A 7,327-nucleotide genomic window follows, 5' to 3' on the forward strand; every position below is an offset into this window, starting at 1 on the left:
CATGATAAGGCTATGCAGTTTCAAGTAAGAAGTAATAGCCGTGATAAAGCTATATAGTTTCAAGTAAGAAGTAATAGCCGCGATAAGGCTATGCAGTTTCAAATAAGGGCCTATAGCCCCGATAAAGCTATATAGTTTCAAATAAGAGATTATAGCCCTGATAAGGCTATGTAGTTTCAAATAAGAGATTATAGCCCCGATAAAGCTATGCAGTTTCAAATAAGAGATTATAGCCCCGATAAGGCTATGTAGTTTCAAATAAGAGATTATAGCCCTGATAAGGCTATGTAGTTTCAAATAAGAGTTTATAGCCCTGATAAGGCTATGTAGTTTTTCATCTAAATGGGAAAAATAAACGCATTTTGATTCAGTCATTCGTTTAAAGTGAAATTCCATCAGTGGGAGTCTTATAGCCTGTGAATTGTGTGATGAAAAATGGACTAAGAATTTAATCTTAGTCCATTTCTTATTTTAGATCCATTTTGTGTGGAATGTACCTTCTTTATCTACTCGTTTATACGTATGCGCTCCAAAATAATCGCGCTGCGCTTGTAACAAGTTTGCAGGTAGTTTGGCAGTACGATAGCTGTCATAATAAGAAATTGCTGCTGAAAATGCAGGTATCGGAATGCCCTGTTGTACCGCCATTGAGATAATTTGGCGTAATCCACCTTGATATGACTCTACAATTTCGTTAAAGTATGGATCAAGTAAAAGGTTCGGTAGTTCAGTGTTTGTTTCATAAGCCTCTTTAATGTTCTGTAAAAAGGCAGCACGGATAATACATCCGCCTCTCCAAAGCATAGAAATGCTGCCAAAATCAAGGTTCCAATCATATTCCTCAGAAGCTGCCTTCAATTGCGTGAATCCTTGTGCATAAGAACAAATTTTACTCATATATAAAGCTTGGCGCACTGCTTCAATTAATTCAGCTTTTTCAACTCCAATTGCTGTTTTTTCTTTAGGGCCAGATAAAACTTTACTTGCGTTCACACGCTCTTCTTTTAAAGCAGAAATGCAACGTGCAAATACAGATTCCGTGATAATAGGCAGAGAGATACCTAAATCAAGTGCGCTTTGGCTTGTCCATTTCCCTGTACCCTTTTGTCCTGCAGTATCAAGAATAACATCCACTAATGGCTTACCAGTTTCTTCATCTTTCTTCTTGAAGATATCGGCGGTAATCTCAATTAGATAGCTGTTCAGTTCACCTTTATTCCATTCAGCAAATATTTCATGGAACTCTTCTGCAGTCAAATCAAGTGTTTGTTTCAAGAAGAAATATGCTTCACAAATTAATTGCATATCTCCATACTCAATACCGTTGTGAACCATCTTTACATAGTGACCTGCCCCATTAGGTCCGATATAAGAACAGCAAGGCTCGTTATTCACTTTTGCAGAGATGTTTTCAAGCATATCCTTTACTTTTTCGTATGCATCTTTCTGTCCGCCTGGCATAATAGATGGTCCCTTCAATGCACCCTCTTCGCCACCTGACACACCTGCCCCGATGAAATTGATTCCTTCTTCGGCAAGACGTTTGTTTCGGCGAATTGTATCGACAAAGTATGTATTACCACCGTCAATTAAAATATCACCTTTATCGAGGTGAGGGACTAGAGAATCAATCGCCTTATCTGTAATTTCCCCTGCATTCACCATTAATAAAATCTTTCTAGGTGATTCAAGTGAGTTAACAAACTCTTCAACTATATGAGTACCAACTAAGTTTTTACCACGGTTTTCCTCAATGATTTCATCAACTTTTTCCTTTGAAATATCATATAGGGCCACAGAATACCCTTTGCTCTCAAAGTTAAGTGCGAGGCTTTTTCCCATAACGCCCACACCAACAACTCCAATTTGTAACTTTGCCATATTCCATCGTTCCTTTCCATGTATGTTACTCTGTATTATAGTATATATACCTAAAATAACACTTTAATCAAATAATCAATCTTTTTCATTTCAATAGGCTCCGCCAGTATTCTTGCGAAAGGTTATAGGGACACGGCACATCACTATCAAGTTAAAAAATAAAGAGAGATTTTCATCCTTATTAATCAATCATGAAAATTAACTGGTTAATTACGGAAAATCAAATTAAACAGCTTCCGTATCCCTTTTATTGTTTAGAAAGATCTATACAAATAAACTTAATAATAAAGTAAATCCTAATCCGGCTACAGAAACGATAGTCTCAAGTAAAGTCCATGTTGCAAATGTTTCTTTCATGCTTAAACCAAAGTACTCTTTAAACATCCAGAAACCAGCATCGTTCACGTGTGAAGCAATTAAACTACCAGCCCCTGTTGCAAGGACAACTAAAGCAAGGTTAACATCAGATTGACCTAACATCGGGATCACTAAACCGACAGTTGTTAATGCAGCAACCGTAGCAGACCCCAATGAAATACGTAAGATGGCAGCGATAATCCATGCGAGCAAGATTGGTGATAATGAAGTTCCTTTGAATAATTCGGCTACATAGTTACCAACGCCGCCATCAATTAATACTTGTTTGAAAGCGCCGCCTCCACCAATAATTAAGAGCATCATCCCAATATTTGAAATCGCTGTTGTACAAGATTCCATCACGCTTTTGATTGGAATATTTCTTGCCAATCCCATTGTATAGATCGCGACTAGTAAGGATATCAACATGGCTGTATCCGCATTCCCAATAAACTCGATCGTTGCTAGTAAACTATTATCTTTGAATCCCATTGTTTTTTGCAGCAAAGTAATAATTGTAGCGACTGCCATTAAAAGAACAGGCAGTAAAGCGGTAAAAACACTGATTCCAAAGCCAGGAGTTTCTTCAAGTTTAAATACTTTCTGCTCACCTAAAGATTTGATATTACCGGTTTTTGTGAATGCCTCAGGTACTAGTTTTTTTGCAAGTTTAGTAAATACAGGTCCAGCTAATACAACCGTTGGAACCGCTATCATAAAACCGTAAAGTAATACTTCACCGATGTTTGCATGTAATTCACCAGCGATAGCAGTTGGTCCTGGGTGTGGCGGTAAAAATCCGTGTGTTACAGATAAAGCTGCTGCCATCGAAATACCGAGATATAAGATAGAAACTTTTAATTCTCTTGAAATCGCAAATACAATTGGAATTAATAATACTAATCCTACTTCAAAAAATAATGCAATCCCGATAATAAATGAGGCAGTCACAACAGCCCATTGAATGTTCTTTTCACCGAATTTTTTCACAAGGGTCATGGCAATGCGTTGTGCGCCCCCAGAATCTGAAAGCAACTTACCTAACATCGCACCAAGTCCAAAAACGAGTGCTAAATGACCAAGTGTTCCCCCTAATCCCGCTTCAATGGTTTTAAAAATTTTTTCTGGTGGCATTCCAAGTGCTAAAGCAACCCCGACCGATACAATGATTAATGAAATAAAGGTATTTAATTTAAAGCGCATAATCAGTAAAAGTAATGCTAAAATCCCAATTGCTACAATGACTAATGGCATCGTAGTTCCCCCCTAATCTTAGCTGTATTTGTATTTATCCCACTATTCGTGGGCAGTAAGGCCCCCACCTCGATATTTAGATAGAAGCGAGGCGTGGGGATTACTGATGAAAGTTTTACTTTATTAAATTTCTTTGATAATTTGCAATTCGTGTATAATCATCTTCTAGCGCCCTTGATAAATTAATAAATATCGGCAGTAATTGTCTATATTCTTTTGTTGCTTCTTCTTTCGGTGTATGTTTGTAGGTACTGCCAACCATTTTGGAAACGATTTCAAAAGAATCAATTTTTCCTGTGGCATAGAGACCTAATATACATGCACCTAGACAAGAGCTTTCGTAGCTCTTTGGAACAACGACTTCAGATGCGAAAATATCGGACATCATCTGTCGCCAAACGTCAGACCTTGCGAAGCCGCCTGTTGCTTGAATACGGGTTACAGGACCATCCATGCATTCGGTTAACGCTAAGAATACAGTGTATAAATTATATATAACGCCTTCTAAAGCAGCACGAATCATATGTTCCTTCTTATGTGACATAGTTAAACCGAAGAAGGAGCCACGTACATCTGGATTCCATAATGGTGCACGTTCACCTGCGAGGTATGGATGGAATAATAATCCGTCTGCACCAGGTCTCACGCGTTCAGCTATTTTAGTTAATACATCGTATGGATCAATTCCTAGTCTTTTCGCAGTCTCTACTTCTGATGAAGCAAGTTCATCACGAATCCAACGAAGGACCATTCCGCCATTGTTTACCGGTCCACCAATTACCCAATGCTTTTCAGTTAAGGCATAACAAAATATTCTTCCTTTTTTATCTGTTTGTGGCTTGTCAATAATGGTCCGAATAGCACCACTTGTCCCAATTGTGACGGCAATCTCACCTTTTCGAATTGCATTCACACCTAGATTAGAAAGCACCCCATCACTTGCACCAATGACAAACGGTGTTTGTGAATCGATACCAATCTTTTGGGCTAAATCTGGATTGCAGTTGCTAAATATTTGGGTGGTTGGTACAAGTTCAGATAATTGAGCTGGTGTTATACCAGCAATTTTTAAAGCTTCCTCATCCCAATCTAGTGTTTTTAAGTTCATCATACCCATGCACGAGGCGATGGAATGATCAACAACATATTGATTAAAGAATTGTTTGAAGATATATTCTTTGATTCCAATATATTTTTTCGTTCTAATAGCAATTTCCGGATGATCATTCACAATCCATGTAATTTTACTTAATGGTGACATTGGGTGAATAGGTGTTCCTGTTCGTCTATAAACTTCATGGCCATTCAGTTCATCTTTGATTTTATGTGCCCATGCCTCACTACGATTATCTGCCCAAGTGATACAAGGTGTCAGCGGATGATCATTTTCATCCATAGCAATGACACTATGCATAGCACTGCTAAATGAAATAAACGATGGTTTTTTATCTGAATGCTGTTTCGTTATATTTGATATCGCTTGTAAAACAGCTTGGAAAATCTCTTCTGGATCTTGTTCCGCTGTGGATATATCCGGTGTGCGAAGTGGATAACCAATATTCTCGGTTTGGATGACTTCGCCTTTTTCAGTAAATAAAACTGCTTTCGTACTTGTTGTACCGATATCTATACCTAACATATAGCTACTCATGTCCTTGCTCTACTCCTTTAGATAACATTTGTTGTGACATCCAGAAATCTTCAACTTTCCCTTGAACATCATCAAAATTTTGATGTAAGGCCTTAATCATGAGGGCTCGATCTTTTGATTCGATTGCTTTTATATAAAGCTCATGATTTTTTATAATCCGTTCAAAGTCTTCGTACTTTTCCTTGAAACGAGTACGCATTGATAAAAGGATTAAGCTTTCCATAACAGGCTTTAAATTATTCCAAATCATCAGGATGTAGGAATGCTCAATGGTTCGAATAATCGTTTCATGGAATAAGAGATCTTGATAAGAAAATTCATCAGAATCATGATATTTAATGGCGATTTTCATCATTTCCATTATTTTATTTAGTTCTCTTACTAAATCATTTGTGTCCATCTTTACAAGTCGCTCAAAGATAAACGTTTCTATAAGTAAACGAACATCATATATTTCTTCGATTTCTTTCTCGGTTAAACCAATGACAACTGCACCCATTCTTTCTAAGCGAATAATATTTTCAGAAGCTAGTACTTTTAATGCTTCACGGACGGGTGACCGACTTACAGAAAAATCGGCAGCTAATTTATTTTCCGACAGGATGGTACCGCTTTCAATTTCGCCTACAATAATGCGCATTCTCAGTTCGCTCGCAACACGATCACCTGTAGAAGCTTTTGAAAGCCATTTTTCAGGATAAAGAAATTCCATTGATTTCGCCATAAATTCACCTCATGTTAATCAAGTATACTTGTATACAAGTATTATAACTCGGATTTTTAATTATGCAAGCGCTTTTATTGTTTGCTTTGGTTCTTTTAGAGGAAAGCTCCATAATTATTAAGCTAACAAATCGAGTCGCCCCAAAAACTATTAATGTTGATGAAGAAGATTTAGGGAATGGAAAACTGAAGAATACGATATCCAAGGACTTACATCAACATATTTACCACCCGGGTTTACAACTTGTTGAATCAAAAATATAGATGGTGAACTACCCGCCACTTAACGTCCTAACGGACTGTTTGAAGTAGGGGCTTCTCGGTTAGTCGTTACTTTTGGTAGCTAACGAATTCGTCCTAAGACAGCCGAGCTAACTCCCTTGTTCTAAGGGTTATTTTATTGCTATCTCTGCTAACGCCAATAGGCGTATTGCTTCATTTTTGATATTGATAGCTGCGTTATAATCTCTATCGAGATTTACACCGCATATACAAGAATAGACTCGCTCAGACAATGACATATTTTTCACATTTCCACAACTGCTACATGTTTTTGTGGAAGGAAACCATTTGTCTATTTTCACAAGCTGTTTGCCTTGTTCATTTAGTTTATAAGCTAAGAAAGAGGTGAACATACCCCACGCATTATCAGCGACGCTTTTTCCAAAATGAAGTGCTTGCGATATTCCCTTCATATTTAGATCTTCAATAGCTACAACATCAAAATGAGTAGCTAACTCTTTAGACTTATGATGAAGGAAGTTCTTACGTTGGTTTGCTACTTTTTCATGCAGCTTAGCTACACGGATACGTTGTTTATTCCAACGCCCTGAACCTTTTGTACGTCTTGATAATACTCGTTGAGCATTTGCTAATCGGTCTAACACTTCACGATAGAACTTAGGATAATTGGCTCTCTCATCCTCAGAACTGACGTATAATTGATCCATCGCAAAGTCTAATCCAACAACTGTTTCTACTTCCTTTTGTACGATCTCTTTTTCGTATTCAGTCAAAATGGACACATAGTATTTACCAGTAGGTGTCATAGAAATCGTACATGACTTGATTATATGGTCTTGTGGTATTTCTCTATGCTGTTTGATACGCACCATTTTCAGTTTTGGCAATTTGATATGACCGTTAAGCAATATAATATTTCCGTTCACTACATTCGTTGTATAAGACTTTCTGTCTTTTTTGCTTTTGAATGTTGGGAAGTCATTTTGACCACTAAAGAAATTTTTATAGGCAGTTTGCAAGTTTAGTTGAGCATTTGCCAAAGCTAATGAATCAACTTCTTTTAACCACTCAAATTCTGCTTTGTATTTTGCAGGAGTGGGAAGCTTTTGTTTCTTTAGTTGACCCTTATCATCTTTATGTCTTTCATACGCTTCTTTCCGTTCAGCTAACATTCTGTTATACACGAAACGTACACAACCGAAGGTTTTACGCATAAGA

5 protein-coding genes are annotated in these 7,327 nt (G+C 37.4%); all 5 read right to left on the minus strand.

The features are described 5' to 3' along the window. Positions 1–471 precede the first annotated feature (471 nt). The gene (gene gndA / locus JDS92_RS29175; protein WP_199632983.1) at positions 472–1,881 is read right to left on the minus strand and encodes an NADP-dependent phosphogluconate dehydrogenase; all 1,410 of its coding nucleotides are present in this window, start codon (positions 1,879–1,881) and stop codon (positions 472–474) included. A 264-nt stretch (positions 1,882–2,145) separates the two neighbouring features. After that, positions 2,146–3,492: a gluconate permease GntP gene (gene gntP / locus JDS92_RS29180; protein WP_098711540.1), complete on the minus strand. Its 1,347-nt coding sequence runs from the start codon at positions 3,490–3,492 to the stop codon at positions 2,146–2,148. A gap of 115 nt (positions 3,493–3,607) precedes the next feature. Further along, positions 3,608–5,143 carry a gluconokinase gene (gene gntK, locus JDS92_RS29185; protein WP_199632984.1) on the minus strand — a complete coding sequence of 512 codons (1,536 nt, stop codon included), beginning with the start codon at positions 5,141–5,143 and terminating at the stop codon, positions 3,608–3,610. Continuing rightward, the gene (gene gntR, locus JDS92_RS29190) at positions 5,136–5,867 is read right to left on the minus strand and encodes a gluconate operon transcriptional repressor GntR (RefSeq protein ID WP_199632985.1); all 732 of its coding nucleotides are present in this window, start codon (positions 5,865–5,867) and stop codon (positions 5,136–5,138) included. The genes gntK and gntR overlap by 8 nt, the downstream gene beginning before the upstream one ends. 391 nt (positions 5,868–6,258) lie before the next feature. Further along, a partial coding sequence (locus JDS92_RS29195) for an RNA-guided endonuclease TnpB family protein (protein ID WP_242476055.1) occupies positions 6,259–7,327 on the minus strand: 1,069 nt, incomplete at its 5' end.

Source organism: Bacillus cereus group sp. N12, assembly GCF_016483575.1.
GTDB classification, from domain to species: Bacteria; Bacillota; Bacilli; order Bacillales; family Bacillaceae_G; genus Bacillus_A; species Bacillus_A toyonensis.